This window comes from Pseudomonas tremae, from assembly GCF_001401155.1.
In the GTDB taxonomy this organism is placed as follows: domain Bacteria; phylum Pseudomonadota; class Gammaproteobacteria; order Pseudomonadales; family Pseudomonadaceae; genus Aquipseudomonas; species Aquipseudomonas tremae.
The window spans coordinates 1-360 of record NZ_LJRO01000084.1 but is presented as its reverse complement, the minus strand read 5'-3'; the positions used below and the strand labels follow the sequence as shown (position 1 = coordinate 360).

Below are 360 nucleotides of genomic sequence, written 5' to 3'. Positions count from 1 at the left end.
TCGAGCGTGACTACTCGTTCAATGGCTGACGATCAGGGCATTACCGGTGGCGTATAGACCAGCGTAGTGCCCAATACCCAGAGCAGAAACAGCACCAGCGGCGTGTGGACCAGCAACTGCACGAACGAGAAACCGATCAGGTCACGTGCCTTGAGGCCCAGTACGCCCAGCAGCGGCAGCATGTAGAACGGATTGATCAGGTTGGGCAGCGCTTCGGCTGCATTGTAGATCTGCACCGCCCAGCCGAGGTGATACTGCAGGTCGTTGGCGACTTGCATCACGTAAGGCGCTTCAATGATCCACTTGCCGCCGCCCGACGGAATGAAGAAGCCCAGAATGGCCGAATAGACGCCCATCAGA

Annotated in this window: 1 protein-coding gene; it reads right to left on the bottom strand. The window is 58.1% G+C overall.

Annotated elements, in window-relative coordinates; translation table 11 throughout:
• Nucleotides 1-32: 32 nt before the first annotated feature.
• Nucleotides 33-360, bottom strand: a 328-nt coding sequence (locus tag ALO43_RS06540) for a TIGR00366 family protein (RefSeq protein WP_162235577.1), incomplete at its 5' end; no start/stop codon positions are given.